At 54.1% G+C, this 21,137-nt stretch carries 20 protein-coding genes and 1 tRNA gene; 9 read left to right on the plus strand and 12 right to left on the minus strand.

Going from position 1 to position 21,137, the window contains the following annotated elements:
- Window positions 1–31: 31 nt before the first annotated feature.
- On the minus strand, window positions 32–3,592 hold the full coding sequence (locus IPI71_04870) for a PKD domain-containing protein (GenBank protein QQR71820.1): 3,561 nt from the start codon (window positions 3,590–3,592) through the stop codon (window positions 32–34).
- Window positions 3,593–3,969: 377 nt separating this feature from the next.
- Between IPI71_04870 and IPI71_04875 the strand changes: the two genes are divergently transcribed.
- Window positions 3,970–4,452 (plus strand): DUF350 domain-containing protein, encoded by a 483-nt coding sequence (locus IPI71_04875; protein QQR71821.1) that lies wholly within the window; start codon window positions 3,970–3,972, stop codon window positions 4,450–4,452.
- Between the two features lie 272 nt (window positions 4,453–4,724).
- Here IPI71_04875 and lysS read toward each other — a convergent pair whose 3' ends face one another.
- Both lysS and IPI71_04885 read right to left on the minus strand, forming a co-directional pair.
- Window positions 4,725–6,242, minus strand: coding sequence for a lysine--tRNA ligase (gene lysS, locus IPI71_04880; GenBank protein ID QQR71822.1), 1,518 nt, complete (start codon window positions 6,240–6,242; stop codon window positions 4,725–4,727).
- 180 nt (window positions 6,243–6,422) lie between these two features.
- Window positions 6,423–6,707 carry a HEAT repeat domain-containing protein gene (locus tag IPI71_04885; protein QQR71946.1) on the minus strand — a complete coding sequence of 95 codons (285 nt, stop codon included), beginning with the start codon at window positions 6,705–6,707 and terminating at the stop codon, window positions 6,423–6,425.
- A gap of 249 nt (window positions 6,708–6,956) precedes the next feature.
- Here IPI71_04885 and IPI71_04890 point away from each other — a divergent pair, with 249 nt between their 5' ends.
- From IPI71_04890 to IPI71_04905, 4 genes are all read left to right on the plus strand, one after another.
- A complete protein-coding gene (locus IPI71_04890; protein ID QQR71823.1) occupies window positions 6,957–8,330 on the plus strand; it encodes a hypothetical protein in 1,374 nt (457 codons plus the stop codon).
- A gap of 623 nt (window positions 8,331–8,953) precedes the next feature.
- Window positions 8,954–9,520, plus strand: a complete 567-nt coding sequence (locus IPI71_04895) for a flavodoxin family protein (GenBank protein ID QQR71824.1) — start codon at window positions 8,954–8,956, stop codon at window positions 9,518–9,520.
- 27 nt (window positions 9,521–9,547) lie between these two features.
- The gene (locus tag IPI71_04900) at window positions 9,548–10,534 is read left to right on the plus strand and encodes an ATP-binding cassette domain-containing protein (protein QQR71825.1); all 987 of its coding nucleotides are present in this window, start codon (window positions 9,548–9,550) and stop codon (window positions 10,532–10,534) included.
- 3 nt (window positions 10,535–10,537) lie between these two features.
- Window positions 10,538–11,374: an ABC transporter permease gene (locus IPI71_04905; GenBank protein ID QQR71826.1), complete on the plus strand. Its 837-nt coding sequence runs from the start codon at window positions 10,538–10,540 to the stop codon at window positions 11,372–11,374.
- Window positions 11,375–11,380: 6 nt separating this feature from the next.
- Here IPI71_04905 and IPI71_04910 read toward each other — a convergent pair whose 3' ends face one another.
- From IPI71_04910 to trxA, 4 genes are all read right to left on the minus strand, one after another.
- Entirely contained in the window at window positions 11,381–13,504 is a 2,124-nt protein-coding gene (locus IPI71_04910) for a DEAD/DEAH box helicase (protein ID QQR71827.1), read from the minus strand.
- 214 nt (window positions 13,505–13,718) lie between these two features.
- On the minus strand, window positions 13,719–13,889 hold the full coding sequence (locus IPI71_04915; protein ID QQR71828.1) for a hypothetical protein: 171 nt from the start codon (window positions 13,887–13,889) through the stop codon (window positions 13,719–13,721).
- Window positions 13,890–13,897: 8 nt separating this feature from the next.
- A complete protein-coding gene (locus IPI71_04920; protein ID QQR71829.1) occupies window positions 13,898–14,455 on the minus strand; it encodes a UbiX family flavin prenyltransferase in 558 nt (185 codons plus the stop codon).
- A gap of 84 nt (window positions 14,456–14,539) precedes the next feature.
- Window positions 14,540–14,944 (minus strand): thioredoxin, encoded by a 405-nt coding sequence (trxA, locus tag IPI71_04925; protein ID QQR71830.1) that lies wholly within the window; start codon window positions 14,942–14,944, stop codon window positions 14,540–14,542.
- Window positions 14,945–15,043: 99 nt separating this feature from the next.
- Between trxA and IPI71_04930 the strand changes: the two genes are divergently transcribed.
- Window positions 15,044–15,118, plus strand: a tRNA-Met gene (locus IPI71_04930).
- On the opposite strand, the gene purF is transcribed toward IPI71_04930, so the two are convergent.
- From purF to IPI71_04945, 3 genes are read right to left on the minus strand one after another with little or no spacing between them, the layout of a single operon-like run.
- Window positions 15,100–16,563 carry an amidophosphoribosyltransferase gene (gene purF / locus IPI71_04935; protein QQR71831.1) on the minus strand — a complete coding sequence of 488 codons (1,464 nt, stop codon included), beginning with the start codon at window positions 16,561–16,563 and terminating at the stop codon, window positions 15,100–15,102. The two genes, IPI71_04930 and purF, sit on opposite strands and share 19 nt — an antisense overlap.
- Before the next feature lie 9 nt (window positions 16,564–16,572).
- Window positions 16,573–16,755 carry a 50S ribosomal protein L37e gene (locus IPI71_04940; GenBank protein ID QQR71832.1) on the minus strand — a complete coding sequence of 61 codons (183 nt, stop codon included), beginning with the start codon at window positions 16,753–16,755 and terminating at the stop codon, window positions 16,573–16,575.
- A 22-nt stretch (window positions 16,756–16,777) separates the two neighbouring features.
- Window positions 16,778–17,008 (minus strand): RNA-binding protein, encoded by a 231-nt coding sequence (locus tag IPI71_04945; protein QQR71833.1) that lies wholly within the window; start codon window positions 17,006–17,008, stop codon window positions 16,778–16,780.
- 180 nt (window positions 17,009–17,188) lie between these two features.
- Between IPI71_04945 and IPI71_04950 the strand changes: the two genes are divergently transcribed.
- From IPI71_04950 to IPI71_04960, 3 genes are all read left to right on the plus strand, one after another.
- Window positions 17,189–17,686, plus strand: coding sequence for an RNA-binding protein (locus tag IPI71_04950; GenBank protein QQR71834.1), 498 nt, complete (start codon window positions 17,189–17,191; stop codon window positions 17,684–17,686).
- 93 nt (window positions 17,687–17,779) lie between these two features.
- Window positions 17,780–18,151: a cell division protein SepF gene (gene sepF / locus IPI71_04955; GenBank protein QQR71835.1), complete on the plus strand. Its 372-nt coding sequence runs from the start codon at window positions 17,780–17,782 to the stop codon at window positions 18,149–18,151.
- Window positions 18,152–18,694, plus strand: a complete 543-nt coding sequence (locus tag IPI71_04960; protein QQR71836.1) for a ZPR1 zinc finger domain-containing protein — start codon at window positions 18,152–18,154, stop codon at window positions 18,692–18,694.
- A 13-nt stretch (window positions 18,695–18,707) separates the two neighbouring features.
- Here IPI71_04960 and IPI71_04965 read toward each other — a convergent pair whose 3' ends face one another.
- Both IPI71_04965 and IPI71_04970 read right to left on the minus strand, forming a co-directional pair.
- Window positions 18,708–19,703: a phosphoribosylformylglycinamidine cyclo-ligase gene (locus IPI71_04965; protein ID QQR71837.1), complete on the minus strand. Its 996-nt coding sequence runs from the start codon at window positions 19,701–19,703 to the stop codon at window positions 18,708–18,710.
- Window positions 19,696–21,084 (minus strand): aspartate kinase, encoded by a 1,389-nt coding sequence (locus IPI71_04970; protein QQR71838.1) that lies wholly within the window; start codon window positions 21,082–21,084, stop codon window positions 19,696–19,698. Before IPI71_04970 ends, IPI71_04965 begins: the two co-directional genes overlap by 8 nt.
- Between the last annotated feature and the right edge of the window lie 53 nt (window positions 21,085–21,137).

Here is a 21,137-nt window from a genome sequence, read left to right on the forward strand (position 1 = left end):
CCTTGTAAATATGAAATAAATTATTTTCCCCTCACACTTCATGGAACAGAAGGATTACATCGTTAAAGTCGATGTAGGAATTTCCATTGTAGTCAAAGAATGGAATATATTGTTCACTCTCTATCCAGTCCATGTTCAGGAAATAGGTTATGACGTCATTGAAGTCGATTTCTCCATTGCCGTTCACATCCCAGTATTTCTGGTCTCCATCAGGGTCGGTCGGATGACCGGATATACCCGGGAACGGGAGGAGACGGACCACGCTGATCGTGGCCGGCACACTGTGCGTATCGACCGGTCCAAACACCCCATCGTCATCCAGCCTGTTCACGATAGCCTTGAAGTCGATAGTGCTGCTAAACGTCGAGATGTTACCCTTCAGGTTAAACGTGGCCAGGAGTTGGTTCGTGTCTCCCGGGTTTACACCGTTACCAAGATCCAGGGCTTTTATCCGGGCAGAGTAATTCGGAAGGGTGGTGACGGACGTGTTTGCCGCCCACCATGGGAATGCGACCGACATGATGTCCCCATGGACGGAATCACCCCAGAGCGCCGTGATATCGTAGCCGCTGATACCGTTGGGCGCTTCCTCGAGGTAGAGCCTGAGCGGGGTCGTATCATTGGTGGGCACGATAATATCCCCGTTTGGAAGGACCATGGTAGTCCCTGCTGCGAAAGTGAGGTTCGGCACTCCGGCCTTGATGTATTTGTTCTGCGTTTCGCTATCGCACCCGCAGAAATTGCAGGCCGTCAGCTTCACGTTATAGGCACCTTTTGTGCTGTACGTATGTTCTGGGTTCTGATCGGTTGAACCTCCCTGCCCTGCCCCGAACGTCCAGGTCCAGTTGCTCGGCCTCCCGGTGGAATTATCGAAGAAATTCACGTGGAGGGGGATGAGACCGATGGTCGGGATGGCATAGAATGAAGCATTGGGTTTGTCACGGATGTCGATGTAATATTCTTTTACGGTGGTATTGTTACAGCATGCATTCTCATAGGTCAGCGTGACTGTGAAATTGTCTGTTCCATTCATCGTAGTGTAGGTGTGAGTCACATTCACGTTGGTGTAGTTGACGAGACTGTAGTTACCATCACCGAAACTCCAGTTCCATTTCAAGGCCGGTCCTTTTCTCACTCCTCCGCTATCTGCTGTCAGGTTAAACTGGATTGTGGTGTTGCTCCAATTGAGGCAACCTTGCGTGGGACTGGCAATGAAATCTGCAAAGGGCTGGGGACAGACCTTCGTGAAATTGATCTTCGAAGTCGTATTGCACCCTTCAATATTGCAGGCTGTCAGATTGACGGTGAAATTCTTCGCCGCATTAAGGTTAGTATTCACGTAGGTATGGTTCGGGTTCTGTTCTGTCGAATTCGACCCGTCACCAAACTCCCAGAACCATGATGTGGGGTTGTTCGTGGAGGTGTCGGTGAAGTAAACGGTGAGCGGTGTGCATCCGACTACCGGGTCTCCCGTGAAGTTAGCCACCGGAGTCAGCTTAACGATCTTTGTCACGAATGCATCGGTGAACCGGACTGCCGAGAACCCGGAGAGGTATGGCTGGAGAGCATTCTGGATTGGAAAATTGACGGATTCTGTGTAACCGGTTACAGCAATGGTTTTCCCGTCATCAGTAACAGCAATAGCCGCTCCTTCATCGTAATAGGTGCCTCCCAGGTAGGTCGAGAAGAGAAGTCCCGTCCCGGTCTGGTTTACCTGGGTGATGAAGGCATCCGGGACGAGATAACCAAGTCCCTTTGTCGCTTGAATCGGATATTTTGTCGGGAAGTTTTCTGAGTTCGTGTACCCTGTCACGAATGCCGTACCATTTGCATCGACCGCAATTCCATAGGCCTTTTCATCGTAAAGTCCGCCAAGGTAGGTGGAGTAGTTTATTCGTGAGAGGTCCGGTTCCATTTTGGTGACAAAGGCATCCCACTGACCTCCTCCAAACGTTTTCTGGAATGCATTGTCCAATGGTCGTATCGGGAAAAGGCTGATGGGTGACACCGGGGATTCGGTATATCCGGTGATGTAGGGATACAGGTCGCGGTCAACAGCTATTGCCGTTCCAACATCGTTCCCCGAACCGCCAAGATAGGTCGAGGCTTTAATATTAAGATCCCAGTCAAGCCGTGTAACGAAGGCATCCATTTCTCCAAAATTGGCATGACGGAATGCTCCGCCACTTGTAGGGAAATTAAGTGATTTTGTCGAACCCGTAACCCAGATATCGGGGAATCCTGACCCTTTTTCAACCTCCACCCCGTAGGCGTAATCATTCTTGTCGCCCCCGAGGTACCTGCCATCATAAGTGACACCATCATTCCAAATTTTTAGAACGAAACCATCCGTCCCTCCAACTGGTCCGTCAGTGAATCCCCAATCGGTTAAATTATCCGATGAGGTGTATCCAACAACAACGACGTCGTTGTATATGTAATCATCAAGTGCTATCGCAGTTCCAACGTCAGTTTTATTTCCATAAAGAATCCGCGACCAGATAAGAGCATCACCATCTGCATTCAACCTGGTGACGATTGCATCGGTATTGCCTCCATATACATCGGGACCTGCCGTTGAGTAAGTTGGATAATTCCAGGACTTAGTTGAACCGGTGAATGTCACGATTCCCGTATCATTGGAAACCACCATACCCCCTGCGAGATCATCGGAATATCCACCGATATAGGTTGAATAAACGGTACCGTCCGGCTGATCAGGACCGAATTTTGTGACGAAGATGTCCCAGCTTCCGTTCAGATGCTCTTGGTAGATGGGACCATTCGAGAGCGGGAATTGCGTCGATTGAGTCGAACCGACAACGTAGACATTTCCCCAGTCATCCATCCCAATCCCAGCACCCTTGTCATCCCTGGTCCCTCCCAGATACGTTGAGAAATCATATTGAGGATCAATGACGAGCGGCAGGGCTGCGTCATATGGCCCGACAGCGAACGTGACGATTCCCTCATCGATGGTATACTCACAGGCAACATCCGCCCGGTCACCATTGACAACCTGGTAGCACACCGGTGGGCTTTCAATGAACGTTCCTGCATTGGTGGAGACGAGCAGCGCACCGTTCTCATCGAGGGCAATCCTTTCCTGCCCGAGATACTGCATCACGATTGCTGACGGGTCAGCGCCCGGCTCAAGGATGAACTCCTTCTTCAGGATCCCGGGCCCGCCATGGTACACCAGGCTGATGCCCTCGTAGAGCCCATCATACCTCACCGAACCATACATAGGAACGCCGGTAACCCACGCATCCTCAAACCCGATGAGGAAGTTGGCCTTGCCCGCAAGTTCATCCTCTGGTGTGACTGTTACCGGCGCACGGCTGCCTGTATACGAGATCGTGAGAACCGAATGCGGTTCGGCAGTGCTGATAACTTCCCCGGAAGGAGTCAGATACACCGTGTAGCCGGCTGCATCGGCGTAATAGAGGACCTGGTCATCGGTCTGTCCATCATTCTGGATGAAGGAGATCGGAATGGTGGTGGAAAACACCTGTGCCGCTTCTCCTGCACCACATAAGAGAATAATGCTCAGAATGAGCAACGTTATAACTGGTTTCACCTTGATTTGCATACCTCATCGCTCCATGGAAAACAGATACCCAGCTTGGTGCCGTATAGGCCCGTTGCCCCGGCGGTCCCGGGGCGCACCCCGTCGATAGCCACGGCCCTGGAGGATGTACGATCGTTTACACGCTCCTGCCGGCATGAAACTGAGACTCTGTATCGATCAGATATTTAAATTATCCCTGATCGTATGACTATATAAACATTTTCTGCATTTTCACGGCTGATTCAACCGTGAATTATTGCGCAGAATATTTTTAATTCGTAATATCACTTTCAGATTAAAAAAAGAATAGTTATTAAGTCAAATTGTTCATTTTTTGAAGATACCTTTATCTATTATAATAGGGTAAATTCTGGTGAACCTTACAGAGGTGCAGTACAATGGAACTTGCGAATGCATTTGTCGGATTGATACAACTCGTAATTGCCATCATCCTTGCGGTTGTGGCCCTCTATATCGGCTATTCCACGTTTTCAAAGATTACGAAGGGAATGGACGAAGCACAGGAGATCAAGAAGGGTAATGCAGCGGTAGGCATCATAATTGCAGCCGTCTTCTTTGCCATCGCCATCGTGGTTCAGTCCGGTGTCGCCGGTATCTCTATCGGCATCACCAATGCCCTTGCAGGTGACTGGCTTTCGCTCGTAGCCGCATTTATCCAGCTTATCCTCGGTGTCGTTCTGGCCATTGCCGCCATTTACCTTGCCCTGAATGTCCTCGATCACCTGACTAAAGGTGTGGATGAATTTGAAGAGTTGAAAAAGGGGAATGTCGCCGCCGCCCTCATGATGGCCGGCGTCATTGTTGCCACCGCCCTCATCATCCAGTCCGGGGTCATCGGGATAACTTCAGCCCTTATCTGAACCTTTTTTTTTGAATGAACGCCCCCACACGGTTTTCGTTTTTTATATCATAGGGTTGGTACGATACCGACCCCCCTGCCATTTTCATGCTTTCTGCCCGGCCGTGGTAGCCACCCGCGGTTGGTATTAAAACCGCATCCACGGTTTTCATCAAGGGGGCGTGTAACCCGACAGTATCATGTGCGTTTCATCCTGTTTACATGTCTCCAGGCCACGGGATCATGTGGTTTTTTAATCCTGGCTGGAAGACCGCATGGATACCAGAAGACTTATCAGAAGCGGCCTTCACCGCTTCGTGAACCCTGATCCTGCTCCGACTTCATCTGGGGAAACAGGATTACCTCCTTGATCGAGCTCTGGTTGGTGAGAAGCATGACCAGGCGGTCGATCCCGAGCCCGACACCCCCGGTCGGTGGCATCCCGTAGGCAAGCGCGGTGATGAAATCGTAATCGATCATCTGGGCCTCGAGATCCCCAGCCTTCCTCCGCTCGTCCTGCTGTCGGAACCGCTCGTACTGATCAAGAGGATCATTCAACTCGGAAAACCCGTTTGCAATCTCCATCCCGCAAATGAAGAGTTCGAATCTCTCGGTGAAGCCGTCTTTTGACCGGTGCATCTTTGCAAGCGGTGAGTTCTCGACCGGAAAGTCATAGACCAGTGTCGGCTGCACCAGCTTTTCCTCGACCCAATTCTCGAAGAAGAGAAAGAGAAACTCCCGCCAGGACAGAGCCCCTTCGACCCCTTCGATACCCTGGTCCAGGGCAGTTTTTCTCAACTGAACAATATCGGTGGACCTGGCATCGATACCCGTGTACTCCCGCACCGCTTCCTCCATCGAAAGGCGTCGCCACGGAGGAGAGAAGTCCAACTCCAGATCACCATAGGTAACGACGTACGAACCATGGATGGCACGCACGAGATGTGTGATGATACCTTCGGTCAGGGCCATCATGTCATGGTAGTCCCTGTATGCTTCATAGATCTCGACCATGGAGAACTCGGGATTGTGCCTGGTATCGACATCCTCGTTCCGGAAATTACGCGCCAGTTCAAAGACCTTTTCAAATCCTCCCACCACCAGCCGTTTGAGATAGAGTTCGGGTGCGATGCGCAGAAACAGGTTCTGGTCAAGGTAATGGTGGTAGGTCGTGAACGGCCGGGCATTTGCTCCACCATATACAGGCTGGAGGATGGGGGTCTCGAACTCGAGGAAGTCCCGATCGGTCAGGTATGACCTCAGTAACGATACGACCCTGCTCCTGGTCCGGAAATTTTCCCGGCTCTGATCGTTCACGATGAGGTCTACATATCGCTGGCGATACCTTTTCTCGATGTTCGTCAGGCCATGGAACTTTTCAGGGAGGGGCAGAAGCGCCTTTGCGAGGAGAACGATCTCGTCCACCCAGATGGTGAGTTCCCCGAGTTTGGTCCGGAACACATGCCCACGGACACCGATCAGATCTCCCCGCTCGATATAGCGGGTGAAAAACGCAAACTTTTCCGGACCAAGGTCATTCTTCCTGATATAGATCTGGATTTTATCATCCTGGTCGCCGAGGTCGGCAAAGATAGTCCTGCCATGGTCCCGGATGGTGTACAACCTGCCTGAAGTAGTTACCCGATCTTCACTCCTCTCGTGGCCAGCGCCTGAATAATGCTCACGGATCCCGGCAATCGTATTCAAACGTTCAAAAACCGGGGGATAAAGGGGATATCCTGCCGCACGAAGCTCTTCAAGCTTCTCTAACCGTTGGTGATCGAATTCAAGGCCGGGGTCTCTGCTGTCCATGCTCATCTCCTTCCCCGTGGACTCTTACGAATGCACGGGTGAGCCTGCCGGGTGAAACCGGGATTGGCGTTCCTTTTACTATTCCCCGCGAAGCGTATTAAAAATTTATAGCAAAATGGTTCAGTTCATCAGAGAGGTGCATGGAGATGGGAAGCTGGATTCGGAGCCAGGATCATGAGGTCATTCCCCCTTGATTCGGCTAATGGCCTCTTCTATGATCTCTTTGACCCCCTCACGTTCATGGAAGAGGGCATGACGGAGGGGAACGAGCGCACGGGCATCACCTATCATCCCCAAAGCCCATGCAACTTTTTGCCGCACCCGCCAGTCCTCATCGGAGAGGGCCTTTATAAGTGGCTCAACCGAGCGTTCGTCCTGCAGACGGGCAAGTATCTCCACAGCCTTCCATCTGTTTGAAGGCTCCTCATCGGTGAGCATCGCGATGAAATGGTTAAGCCGCACCATGTACGCCGGATCGTCCTTTCCGTGTGTCATTGAAAACCGCCATACCCAAAGCAGATCGCTTCAAACCGTTATTTGCTGGTAACCGGTCCCGCAGTCCACAGGGATACCTGTATGAGATCGATCTCATCCACATCCAAATAGTTACCGGGAAGCAGATACCTTTATAAGAACACTGTTCCATTCTATATCGTTAAGCTTCGCCTTTACGGTGAATATTAATCGGACTGATTAATTTCGTTCTGGGGGACAATGTCGGAATCTGATAATTATACCCATATGAGGGGCGAGGCGTCCAAGACCAATATCGATGATTACCTCCCGGACAGCTCCCCACGGCCTCACTACGTTATCACCACCATTTATCCCCCTTCAAATGATCACCTCGAAGTTCCCGAACGGGAGGTCACGGTCAGGAACGGGTTTATCGTACCTCCTGTACCATCCCCGCGAACGGGACAAGGACGGCCAGATAGGGTTATTGTCGCCCGTCCCGAAGACGGAGGTACGGCAACCGGGGAAAGGGACCTGTCTGGGGGAATGGCATACCCCTCTGCAGAGGGAGCCTGTCCAGAGCATTCCGCCAATTTCCTGAAACCGCTAATGGTTTCCAACCTCTCCACCCTCCCGAACCCCTCGCCTGAGGGTGCGGAGCTTTCCCCCCGAAGATTCCTTTCCCACATGTCACTTCCCCGGGGGAAATTCATATCTCTCGAACGGGATGTCAGTATCATATCGCTCCTCCGCAACCTGCACCGTTCTGAGTTCAGGGGTACCTGCTGGATCAACCTTGGCGGGTCAAACATCCGTCTCGTTTATGATGCGGGCAGGATCATCCTTGCAGAATACGACAACCTTGGTGGTGACATGGCACTGTGGATGATATATACACAGCGCTTCACAAAGGGCGACGTTCTCATATCTGACCTTGATGAAGCCCAGGTTCGCCTTGCCCTCGAGTTCAACAGGCCCTGGTGCGTCAAGGGGAATCAGGAGCCTGCCTGGATAGCCTCCGGCGCAAATATACAGGATGCCGGCAACATTCAACCTGGAGGGTCGGACTCCGGTCCCGATCATTATCCGGAAACAAGTTTTGATTCTGAAATGCGACCCGTTTACCCTGATCCCGGCTCATCGGATACATCCCAAACAGGGATCGATGCGGAAACAACCAGCGGAGACACCCTTCCGAGCACAGCGGAAGAGGAAGGGAGTCTCACCGGTTCATCAGTTGAAAACGATCAACCTGGCTGGAGAAAGGATCCCGCTGTTCCTTCTCATGCCCGGAACCATGCCCCTCTACCACCAGCGGATCCTTCGAAAAAGGATATCCATGGTTCCTGCGGTCCCCTGCATTCGGAAGATCCGGCGATGGGAGAAAGATGGAAAAAAGCCCTCTACATGCCGGTAAAACCTGCAGGCACTGGAGACCGGGGTTATGACAGCCATGATAAGATAAACGGCCCGGCACCTGCAATGTTGCACGAATTCGAGTTGTTACCTGCAGATTCGGTGCTCTTCGAAGATATCCCTATCAGAAAAAAATTGAGAAAAGTCTCCGGTCCTGAACCAGCCGAGCAGTGGAAGTACATGGGGATCAACCGCGGTCAGAATAGTTCGGTCTGAACAGAGCGTTCCACGGTTTTCCCGGATTAGGGGTCATTTCTTCTATTAACAAGCACAGGGTTCCTCGGGGAACGCATCATGGTGGCCGCCGGACTTTGCTTGATTGAGATTGGAGGAAGCCGGGACGATCCGGAAGCGCTCAAAGAAGCGCTCGCGTGAACGAAAATCTGGAATGTGGACATACACCACTATCGGAAGGGGAACTTGATTACACCCGGCCGGCCGGAGGTGGTCTATATCGGAACCGGGCAGTGCGGGAGCCTCCCTTTGACACCGGGACCCCATGAATTCCCAATGCCTGCGAAACGGACCATACTGCCTGCCCATCAAATCCTGTCGCAACTTTGCAGAGAACTGTGCCGGCATGCTGCCATCATCCACGTGACGGGCTAAACGCCATTCGCCGTTTCCCGCGGGATTATACCGTTGTTTTTACAGGCTCTTCCAGAACGTTCACAAATCTCAAGCAATGCACTGCCTTTACCAGAGCCATGAGGTACTTCCCGACCCGCGTCCTCCGGTTCCGAACATCCAGCAAGTGCACTTGCAGAATGAAGATTCCACGCGAGGAAACCCTTTCCGGGCGAAAGAACTAGGATCCTTGGTATTGATATTCTAATAGCATGAAGAAAGTTGTACTCCTGTGCGGCAGCCCGCGGCCAAAAGGAAATACAGCACAGGTCATCGAAGAATGTGCAAAGGTTATCCGTGACCAGGGGCTTGAAACCGAGATCTACTCGCTTGCCGGGAAGAAAATCGAGTCCTGCACGGCCTGCTACCGCTGCAAGGAAGAGGGAAATTGCGTTCTTGATGATGATCTTGACACCTTGATCGATTCTGTCCGAAAAGCCGACGGGTTCATTGTCGCATCGCCGGTATACTTCGGAACTGCCCGGGGAGATGTCATGTCCGCCCTCCAGCGTATCGGTATGGTATCCATGGCTTCTGACAGGTTCCTTTCCTGGAAAGTCGGTGGCCCGATTGCGGTCGCCCGGAGGGGCGGGCACACGGCGACTTTACAGGAGATGTTGATGTTCTTCTTCATCAACGAGATGATCGTGCCCGGGTCGACTTATTGGAACATGGTGTTTGGTCGCGAACCAGGCGAGGTCTGGGATGACGAGGAGGGGATCAGGACTATTCGCCTCTTTGCCGAAAATGTCGCACGGGTTATCACCAGGTTGTCCTGAAAGGAGGAGCCGGGAAAGGAGGGTATCATGACCGGATCAATCATCACTGTCGAGGGACTGTATCACCGTTTCGGAGAAATCGTGGCAGTTGACGGGATCAGTTTCTCTGTAGAGGAAGGGGAGATCTTCTCATTTCTCGGTCCCAACGGCGCAGGGAAAAGCACCGCAATCAATGTACTCATAACCCTGCTCGCGATCCAGCAGGGAAAGGCCACCATTGCCGGCTTTGATGTGCAGAAAAAACCCCAGCAGGTGAGAAATTCTATCGGGATCGTCTTTCAGGACGTCACGCTGGACCGGGATATGACATGCCGCGAGATACTGGAGTTCCATGGAAGACTCTACCGGATGCCTGCGGCTGAACGGAAAAAGCGAATTGACGAACTCCTCTCCCTGGTCCAACTCGATGCAAAGCGGGATGTCCGGACCAAGCACCTTTCTGGCGGGATGAAACGGCGCCTGGAGGTCGCCCGGGGGCTGATGACCAGGCCAAGAGTCCTCTTCCTCGATGAGCCGACCATAGGTCTCGACCCCCAGACCCGTACGCGGATGTGGGAGTATATCAAGGCGGTGAACGATGAGGGCACCACCATATTTCTGACCACCCACTACATGGATGAAGCCGATCACCTGAGCGACCGGATCAGTATTATCGACCATGGGCGGATTGTCGCAACCGGAACAGCTTATGAATTGAAAAATACCCTGGGAGAAGACCTCGTTTACCTGGAAACTGCGGACCTGCCTGGCGCGCGGGCGATCCTTTCCCGCATGAACAATGTGAGGGAGATCAGGGATAAATCGCATGGTATTGTAGCCACGCTTGACGGTGACGGCACAAAAATCCTGCCGAGGATTATCGAGAACCTGGCAGGAAACGGCATACGGATCAGCGCGGTCAACCTGAAGAAACCGTCAATGGACGATGTCTTTCTCCACTTCACGGGGCGCGAGCTTCGTGATAAGGGGGCGGGGATACCGGCCAGCGCGGCTGCAAGTGCAGGGAGGCGGTAACCGTTGAATACCGGGTTCATAACGATATACTGGCGGGACATGATCCGGTTTTTCCGCTTCAGGACACTGCTCATTTCTTCACTTGTCCAGCCCGCCCTCTGGATGGCATTTTTCGGGATCGCCATGTCCGCCAATTTCGATCGGCTGACGAGCGTAATTCCCCCTATCCCTGGTGTTCCGAGCGTTGACTATCTCACGTTTATGGCCGCCGGGGTCATTGCCATGACCACCCTCTTCACCAGCCTTTTCGGGGGCGTTGTGCTCCTGTTTGATAAAAATTGGGGGCTGATGCGGGAGATCTTTGCAAGTCCGCTACCCCGAAACCATATCATTTTCGGCATCGCTCTCTCCGGCATGACCAAGGCATTCATCCAGGCCATCATCATCATGGTGTTCGGAATTATCCTCGGGGCTGCATTTTTTGCCGGGTTTGGCGCCGGACGGACCATCATCTCGATTGCCGGGATACTCCTCTTTACCGGGGTATTTTCTCTCGGGTTTCTGTTCCTGTCCGCGGCAATCTCCATCAGTCTCGAGAGCCCCGAAGGCCTCCAGGGGATCATCACCCTGCTCACCATGCCAATTTTCTTTGCAAGCAATGCCCTCTACCCAATCGATGCATTTCCCCCTCTCCTCCAGGCACTATCGGTCATCAACCCACTCACCCATCTGGTAAACGGGATCCGGTACTTTGCCATTGGTGATAACTTCCAGGCAATCGGGATCCACTATACCGCCACGCCGGTTGAGATCATCTTTTCATTCCTCCTCCTGGCAGTCTTTGCACTCCTGATGTTTGCCTTCGCTGTCTGGAGGTTCAGGAAAGCAACCGTGGCCTGATCAGGTTCAGGGATCCTGGTGAGGGTTCGTAACCAGCTCGGTTGCTGCAAGATCCCGGAAGAAGCCGGGAAGCCGGTAATAATCGTGGATAGCCATCTCGCGAAGCGAGGTTCCGGGCAGTGCAGGAGCAAACTTCCAGACGTCCTGCCCGGGTATCTTCAGGACATTTGCGGCGCGTTGCATTCCTTTTTTCCTGATCTGCTCGATCATCCCTGCAACGGCAGCCGCGGACCCTTCTTTTGCCACTCCTTTCACAGTTATACTGAAATCATCATACAGGATCGTGACCTTCCGGGCAGCTTCAGCCCGGAGCAGCGCGGTCAGGGTGCCGTTGAACCTACGTCCTTTAAACGTCAGGATGAGCACTTCCGGTCCTTTCGGCCCCGGCTTTTCGAGCACATGGAATGAACCGGCCCGGAGGGCTGGAAATTCACTGATAATCGATGCCAGGAGATCCCGTTCCTTTGCGGGGAGCGGTAAGATGGACCCTCCCCTGGAAAGGATTTCTTCAACGGAGTGGCAGACCACCGGTGAAAACCCTGCCTGGCCTCCGGTCCAGAAGACCTCACTCCGTTCGCCCTCGCCGGGAACCACCACCACGAGGTCGTGCGACTCATCGCTCCCGATACACGTCCAGCTCTTTCCTCCGAGGGAGAAGCTTGTTTTCCCCCTGGCGGCCACAAACCGGGCATCGAGTTTTCCCACGACTTCTCCATCCGGTGTTATTGCCCGAAATTCCCCACCGCCACTGATGACCGAGAAGAGGTCCTTCCAGTTGGACCTGCCGAACACCTGTTCAGCCCCTTTTCCTGCCATGAGCATATCACCATCGCGCTCGATCATCTCCATCTCAGCCATGTGTGCGAGAACCGCATCGATCTCCCTTCCCCGGATGGAGCTGAAGGGCTTGAGAACCCGGAGGAACCGCTGGATACGAGCCCGCGAGGACCGCCGTTTCCGGAGAAGCTCGAGGAGGATCTGCTGGGCAAGGACATTGAATGGTTTTTCGGGGGGCCTGAGAGGTTCCACCTCCTTCCTGCTCGCTGCCTCAATCACTGCTACCATGCATAGGAGCTCCCCGGCATCCCTCAGAACGCAGGCAACGTGAGGCGGCTTTCCTCTCCTCCCGCTTCGCCCCATCCGCTGGAGAAACGAAGAGACCGAACCCGGCGGGCCGACCTGCACCACGACATCGAGATCGCCGATATCGATACCGAGCTCAAGGGTGCTGGTGCAGATGATACACGCGCTGCCCCCGCCCGAGAAAGCCATCTCTGCCTCCCTGCGGAGGGCGGGCGGGAGCGAGGAGTGATGCACCATCAACTGCTCGATCTGCCCCGAGAGCGCACTCGTCAGGCTCTCGGCATCGGACCTGCTGTTGACAAATACCAGCGCTTTCTTCCCGGATATGAGGCGGGCAAGTGCCTGCATTCGTCGATTTTCATGCTGTTCGACCACAAATCTGAAGTGCTTCTCCTGCACCGGTGACGGTATCCGGACCAGGGCCCCCCTCCGCCTCCCTCCGGAAAGCCAGGAGAGGATTTCTCCAGGGTTGCCCACGGTAGCAGAAAGCCCTACCCGCTGGATCGCCCGGCCGGCCACCCGGTCGAGCCGATCGAGCAGGACCCTCATCTGAACACCCCGGTCAGATTCGACAAACGCATGGAGTTCATCGATGATCAGGTAGCGGAGGTTGCAGAGATCGGAAGAGAGCGTGGGTTCCATGAGGAGGACTTCCAGGGATTCGGGTGTTATCATCAGGACATGGGGGGACTCCCCCTCCTTCCAGGCACGGTCCCCCTTCGGGACATCCCCGTGCCACTTCGCCAGTTCCAGGCCGTTTGGCAGGCAGAACGCAGTGAACCGTTCCTCCTGGTCATTGATGAGGGCTTTGAGTGGGGCGAGGTAGATGGCAGCTACACCTGGAAATGCTCCTTTCATGATGCCATCGATGACCGGGATAAGCGCCGCTTCAGTCTTTCCCCCTGCGGTCGGGGCGACGACCAGCACATCGCATCCCCCGGCAACCGCACGGCAGGTCTCTTCCTGAACCGGCCGAAGCTCGTTCCACCCCAGGCGATGAGAGATAACATCTTTCACTCCTTCATGCAGCCCGGAAAAAGTCTCCATGCTCTTCATTCCTCTGTTGGCGGGCGTGCTCAAGTGGTTTTCGGCCTTCCTGGTGGAAAAAAATCTGAAATACCCATAAGATTGATGTCCTCCACCACCCCCTCAATGATGGTTGGCAGCGCCGAATTCATCAAGAAGCGGGTTGGATTGTCCCATGGAACTTATCCCATCGGCTTTGCTCCAGGTGTCTCCCCGGCCCAGCGGGCATTCCTGGTTATCCCTGGAATGCAATCAAATTGGTAGTCATTGCCCTGCCGGTCTCTGCCATCACCATTCTTATCCTCCGGTTTGGAAGGGAAGGCTCAGCAGGACCGATAGCGTGAACAGCAAAGTATCCTATTATGATTCTCCCTGTATCTCTGCCAGGAGAGAAGACCTGGTGCATCAGGAAGGTCACTCTCCCTTCCAGCGGGTATAGAGACGATGTTCTATATGAAACACATCGAGTGTCTTTCCAATGATATGGTCCACCAGGTCACCGATGTTTTTCGGGTGGTGGTAGAACCCTGGCGCTGCCGGGAGGATTGTCGCCCCGGCCTCTGCGAGGGTGAGCATATTCCGGATCTGGATGGCATTCAGGGGCGTCTCGCGGGGGACCAGCACGAGCGGTCGCCGCTCCTTGAGAGTGCAGTCAGCGGCCCGGAGCAGCAGGTTGTCGGCAAACCCGCAGGCAATACCTGCCAGGGTCTTCATGCTGCAGGGGAGCACCACCATGCCGAAGTTCCGGTATCCGCCACTGGCAAGAGGTGAGGTGAAATCAAAGGAGTCATGAGACCTCGTGGCGAGACCGACGACCTCCTCCTCTGAAAAAGACGTTTCCAGATCCAGCATCTTTCCGGCCATATCTGTCATGACCAGGTCGGACTCTATTCCAAGATCCCTGAGCACTTCGAGCATCCTGATACCGTAGATGATGCCGCTGGCCCCGGACAGGCCTACAATCAGACGCATTGGATATCCCATCCAATTGTAGTATCCTGCCATTTGAAATAAAAAGGATGGTTCGGTCCCCCCTGGAAGAATCGTTCACCCGTTTCAGAGAAGTCCAAACGCCTTATAAATTCTTGCCTTCAGCGTCTCTTTCGGATATGCACCGACCACCATATCGGCCACCTGGCCTGCGGAAAACAGGATTATGGTGGGAATTGCAGAAATTCCGAAACCTGAGGCGATACCTGGATTCCGATCAGTATTGCACTTGGCGAATGTCACCTTATCGCCGAGTTCCCGGGCCAGTTCCTCGATAACCGGTCCCACTCTCCGGCACGGCCCGCACCATTCTGCCCAGAAATCAACTACCAGGAAGCGGTGGGTTTTCAGCATGGTCTGAAAATTCGTGGCATCAACCGGATGAACCTTGAATTCCTGTTTCGGCGGGTGGAGCCGCTCTTCCATCTCGCGTAGCTTCTTCTCCCGGATCCGCTGGAGTTCATCGTCCATGGGACTATAATATGAATTCCGGTCACTTAATGGCTGCCCTGATTCCGGAACGAGAGTAAACTATATCTCCCGCAATATTCTATTATTATACTCCTGAACAGCGAGGTGGGGTAGTCAGGATATCCCGACGGGCTCATAACCCGTAGATCGATGGTTCAAATCCATCCCTCGCTATCTTTTTCTTGCGAAACGCTATCTTTCTCTCCAAATCGCTCAAGCTTGGTCTGGTAGGTTCCGCTCAGGAAATCGATCCCGGCTAAGTGTGATTCTTCGCCGGGAATGGGGACCGGATAGCATCCGGTAAGGCACCCTGTACAGAGGTCCCTCTGGGGAATGCCGATGGCTTCGACCAGGGCATCCAGGGATATGTGGTGGAGACTGCTTGCGGTGATACGTTTTCGCACCTCTTCCTCCTCCCGTTCACTGGCGATCAGCTCTTCCCGGGTCGGCATATCCACCCCGAGATAACAGGGAGACTTGATGGCTGGAGATCCAATCCGCACGTGAACCTCATTTGCCCCCGCATCCCGGATAATCCCTATGATACGGCGGGATGTGGTTCCCCTGACAATGCTGTCATCCACCAGGACTACCGATTTTTCCTTGAGGTGCTCCCGTATGGGGTTCAGCTTGATCCGGACCGCATTTTCCCGTTCTTCCTGGGATGGCATGATGAATGTCCGGCCCATGTACCTGTTTTTCATCAGGCTCTCCACAAACGGGATCTTTGACTGCTGGGAATACCCGATCGCATACGACGTCCCGGAATCGGGTACCGGGCATACCGAATCGGCCTTCACCGGAGATTCTTCGGAGAGTTTCGCCCCGATCTTTCGTCGGACATCATAGACCAGCGCACCGTCCATCACCGCATCCGCCCGCGCGAAATAGACATATTCAAAGATACAGTAAGCTTTCCTTTCGGCGACGGCAATCTGCATGGTACGCATCCCGCTCTCGTCAATGCATACCAGTTCGCCGGGGTGCACATCCCTGAGCATGGTGCCGCCAAGGGCATCGATGGCAACGCTCTCCGAGGCAATGATAAAACCCTGAGAAGTCTTCCCAATACACATCGGCTTGAGTCCCAGGGGATCGCGGAACCCGTAGAGCACACCGTCAAAAATCATGACCACCGAAAACGATCCCCGCAGGAGGCGCATGCAGCGATGGACCGCATCCTCGACACAACCGGAATTGCTCAATTCTCCGGTGATGACCTTTGCGATGAGCTCTGTATCAGTGGTCGTGCAGAAGATCTGGCCCTGGCATTCGTACTCCTCGCGGAGTTCGCGGTTATTGACCAGGCTGCCGTTGTGGGCGATGGAAACGGAATGGTTCCGGTAAACAAAATTGAAGGGCTGTATATTCTCCGGCCGGTTGGCACCCGTTGTCGGATACCGGACGTGCCCGATTCCGACCGGACCTTCCAGCCGGTTCAATATCTCAGAGTTGAAAACTTCTGCGACCAGGCCCTGGCCTTTCTGCTCATAGAGCCTGGTTCCATCGAAGGTTGAAATTCCGGCGCTCTCCTGCCCCCGGTGCTGGAGGGCATAGAGCGCAAAATAAAGTGAGAATGATACACCGCCAGCATCCCTGATGCCAACGATTCCGCACATGATCGATCACTAGTGGGTGGGGATCTTTGGCCTCTTGTTCACCCACTTATAGTTCCGTATCCTCGCGCTTCTACCAAACCCGCAGGCGGAACATACCCTGTGCCGCAGGTGGAAGGAGATACTCCCGCACCGCCTGCAGGCGATATGCGTCTTGCCTGACCGTTTTCCCATTGACGGAGTGCCCTTTGACATATCGATTCACTTCTCGCACAACTCATTCCACGGATGGAGAGATATAGATCACATTGTCACCGCGGACAATCAGCGTTCCGACACCGCGCACCTGACCGTCCTCGGCAACCTCTTCAGCCCTGTCCAAAACAAGGTTCATATGGACGTCATATCCCTGCAATACGCCCCGAAGCTCCCTGCCGCCCTTGAGGGAGACGATTACTGGCTGCCGGTTCAGCACCTGATCCAAAATATCCAACGGCCGCTTAGTCATACGTATTCCCAGTTTTCCATCACTTTGGAGTAATTAATGTGCGTGGGAAGTATACTTAAACCTTGGCGAGTGACCCTGCATCAACTCGTCCGGCGCACTGGCTTTCCGTCTGCACGTCATGAGATATGCCACACATCCTGAAATGCTTTTTCATCACCGGGTAATAACGGGTATAAGGACATGGCAAGAATAACGGGGAAGAAGCGGCACAGTATCAGGAAGTCGCAGGCAACAGCCCTCTATGCATTGCTTGGAGAGGAGATCGGGGCATCAGCAGGGCTCTTTTGGAGCGAGAGGGTGGAGCGGCTCGAGACGAGCGCCGGAACCGTGTTATACCTCATCGACAAGAAACCCAATCTCATGGAAAGGGATGGCTGGGTGTTTCCCACGCTGAAAGGGCTTCTCGAGCACCCGTTTCCCGAACGACGGGTTGTCGTTGATAGCGGGGCGGTTCCGTTCGTAGTGAACGGCGCCGATATCATGCGTCCCGGGACCGTTACTGTTTCCAGCGATATCCAGGCCCAAAGGCCGGTACAGGTCGTTGAAGAGCGGCATGGGAAACCAATTGCCGTTGGAATTGCACTCTTCGATTCGGCCGGACTCCTGGCAAAAACGTCGGGAAAGGTAGTAAAAACGATACATTATATCGGCGACGATCTCTGGAACCTTGAGTTCTGAAGGGAGGGAGGTACGCCTAAAAATTTCCTGTCCAATCTGGCCATTTTTTAAAAAAGAGATACTATTAAATAAAAACCAATAGACAACTTTGCTATGGTAAAATTTCTCGATTCGCTCCTGGGCAAGTCGACTCCCTCCACTGAGGATGACTACATGGATCTTGACCTTGAAGCCTTTGAGGAGGCCGAGATCGGGGCCCCGGCAATGTTCGTCAAGATCGCGCAAATCAGCGATATCAAAGAGAGTCCGCGGATCAAGGACGAGGTCTACAACGCCAATATCGTGATCGTGGATATCTCACGTCTGAAAATGGACAAGGTCATGTATGAACGGGTCCTGAAGGACTTGAAAGAAGTGGCCAGGGATGTCAATGGAGACATCGCCGGGCTCGGTGACCAGCACTATGTCATTATCACCCCTAACTCGGTAAAGATCTCACGGGATAAGATCGGTGGGGTCGAATAGGTGCGGACAACTGTTCCCGGACCGTGCCCTCTCTGCAATACCGAGATAGAATACCTTTATCACACCGAAAACATCCCCTATTTTTCCGAGCTCCTGATTATTTCTGCGGTATGCCCTACCTGCGGATGGCGGTTCATCGACACGCAACTCCTAAAAAATGCAGAACCGTCCCGGTGGGAACTACCCCTCGGATCGCCTGATGATATGAACGTCAGGGTGGTGCGTAGCATGACCGGCGCAATTTCCATTCCCGAGCTCGGGATCAGGATCGATCCAGGTCCTGCCTGCGAAGGTTTTGTCTCAAACGTTGAGGGGGTCCTGAACCGGGTAGAGGCTGTGCTCGACAATCTCTGCTCGTGGGCCGATACTGATGAAGAACGGGAACAGGCCTGCCTCATGAAAGACCGCCTGAACGAGGTCAGGGGCGGCAGCCTCCCGGTCACCCTGGTCATCGAGGATCTTTCAGGGAACAGTGTGATCATTGCTGACCATGCACGGGTCTTCCGGATTGAAAGGATTTCCGGGGAACCGGGAGAAGAGTAGGAACGAGGGTTATTCAGGAGAAGGGGATCCCATTGAGCCGGATACCCGGATCGCGGGTGATGCTCCCGACGACAGCTGCGTCAGGAACCTCTGCAACGATCTCCGGGAGGTTTTCTTCCGGCGCGATGAAGGCATACCCCATTCCCATGTTGAATGTCCGGTACATCTCATCCCGGTCAATGCCACCGTTTTCCTGGATCCACCGGAAGACTTCCGGGACCGGCAACGGAGAATCAATCGAGAAGCCATACTTAGTCAGGCGGGAAAAGTTGAGCAGCCCGCCACCGGTCACATGGCACATACCGGAGACCGCGGTCGTCTTGCACACCCTGAGTGCTTCCGCATAGATCCGGGTCGGTACAAGCAGCTCCTGACCGAGTGTCCTCCCGTTGGAAAGCCGCTTCTCCCACGCGTCCATGGCATCGACAACACGCCGCGCAAGCGTGAGCCCGTTGCTGTGGATACCTGAAGAGGGAACCCCGAGAATGAGATCACCGGGACGGATAGCCTCCCCGGTAATGATCCGATCCTTCTCCTGGATGCCAAGACAGGCGCCGGCAAGGTCGAGACCGGTGACCATCCCTTTCAGGGTTGCCGTCTCGCCACCGACAATGTCGATATTTGCCTGGCGGGCCCCCTCGTTTAATCCTCTGCCGATCTGCTCCATCTTCGGGATCGAGACCTCCTCGGCAGCAATATAATCGACGAAGGCCACCGGTTCGATATTCATGACATAGAGGTCGTTGACGTTCATTGCGATGCAGTCGATGCCGATGGTCCCCCACTCCTGCATCCGGTCTGCAACAAGCATCTTGGTCCCCACTCCGTCAACGGTAAGTGCCAGGGCGTGGGTTCCGCAATCTATCAGGCCGGCAAAGTGCCCGACACTCCCCATCATGGTAACCGTCCCGACCCGTCGGAATGTAAGCGCACGGACCAGGGCTGATATTCCTTCCGCCTCACGGGAGATATCAACACCCGATTCCCGGTAGGAGAACGGTTCAGGCATCGTCCTCCTCGGAGAGCCTGAATTCGTCGTGGAGGACCCGTACAGCTTTCGGACCGTCTTCCTGCCTGATAACGAAGGATATATTCACTTCAGAAGATCCCTGCGAGATCATCATGACGTTCACCCCGGCATTGCCGAGCGCAGTAAAGATACGTCCACCCGTCCCCTTGGCACCGGCCATGCCAACCCCTACCACAGCGACTGCACAGACGTCGCGGTTGGCGGTGGCCTCGCGTATCATTCCCTGCCGGACCAGTCCCGACAGGGAATCGATGGCAACCCCGGCCTGGCTTTCATCCACGATCAGTGAGATGTTTGCCTCTGAAGAACCCTGAGAGATCATCATGACGTTGACCTCCTTGTCAGCGAGGGCCGAAAAGATAGCTTTTGCAACCCCGGGCCGCCCGATCATCTGGGCACCACAGATGTTGATCAGGGCGACTTTGTCAATATAGGTGAGAGCCTTGACCACCCTGCTGTCCCGCTTCTCATGTCGAACGATGGTCGTGCCCGGGTGCGACGGATTGAAGATATTTTTCACCCGGACCACGATGTTCTTCTTCATCGCCGGTTCGATAGAACGGGGGTGCATCACTTTCGCACCGAAATAGGAAAGCTCCATGACCTCGAGGTATGAAATGGTCGAAATCACCCGTGCGTCCGGGATAAGCTGCGGATCAGAGGTCATGATCCCGTCAACATCGGTCCATATCCAGATCTCGTCGGCATCGATCCCGGCACCGACAATCGCCGCAGAATAGTCAGAACCGCTCCGGCCGAGTGTCGTGACGATTCCTCGCTCGGTGCAGCCCATGAAGCCCATCACGACCGGAACCGTCTCGGTCAACAACGGTTGCACCCGGCTCCGGATCCTTCCCTCGCTCTCCGGGAGCGCCATGGCCTCCCCGTGCTGCGATGTGGTCAGGATGCCCGCCTCGCACCCGTCCAGGACCATGGATGGGATGCCCCTCTGCCTGACAGCAGCAGAAACCACCAGGGAATTCAGGCGCTCTCCATAGGTGATGATGTAGTCCATCGATCGGGGGGTGAGCTCCCGGAGATTATGGACGGCGTTCAGGATGTTTTCCAGGTCAGAGAGGCGTTCTTCGATCTGGTTCCCGACATCGCCTGCACAGTCGGCCGCGACCTCCGAGAGGACTTTCATGTGGCGGAGACGGAGCGAGCTTATGAGCGGCGCAATCGTTGCAGAACTCCGGCTGTCCGCGATTTCCTGTGCTATGGCGATAAGCTGGTCGGTGACGCCCCGCTGGGCTGAAACAACGATAGCCAGCTCATGCCCGGCCCTGTGATACTCTTCGACGATGTCCACTGTTCTGCCGAGGCTATCGGCATCAGCAACTGAAGTTCCTCCAAATTTCATCAGAAATCTCATTCGGGGTCACGTTTTTCTTTGTAACTGCGTTCTCTATCTTT

Source organism: Methanolinea sp. (assembly GCA_016699325.1).
Taxonomy (GTDB): Archaea; Halobacteriota; Methanomicrobia; order Methanomicrobiales; family Methanospirillaceae; genus UBA9949.